Genomic DNA, 269 nt, shown 5'->3' with positions numbered 1-269 from the left:
CTGCCCGCCGACTTCGGCATCCCCTGGCGCACCGTGTTCGGATACTTCGCCCGCTGGGCGAAGGCCGGCGCCCTGCGGCACATCCTCGACCAGCTCCGCCGCCGACTGCGTATGCGGCGACAGCGGTGTCCCTGGCCGGTCCGCGTGATCGTCGACTCCCAGTCCGTCAAGGGCGCCGAGACCGTCTCGAAGGCGACCCGGGGCTACGACGCGAATAAGCACATCAACGGGCGGAAGCGGCATCTTCTGGTCGACCAGGACGGCCTCCT

General features: G+C 69.5%; 1 pseudogene. It reads left to right on the top strand.

The window, feature by feature from the left end:
* A pseudogene (locus IE312_RS33310) lies at positions 1-269 on the top strand (transposase); the annotation flags it as partial.

It is taken from the genome of Streptomyces capoamus (assembly GCF_014654935.1).
Lineage (GTDB): Bacteria > Actinomycetota > Actinomycetes > Streptomycetales > Streptomycetaceae > Streptomyces > Streptomyces capoamus.
The sequence above is the reverse complement of the archived record's forward strand: the minus strand, read 5'-3'. Positions and strand labels throughout refer to the sequence as shown.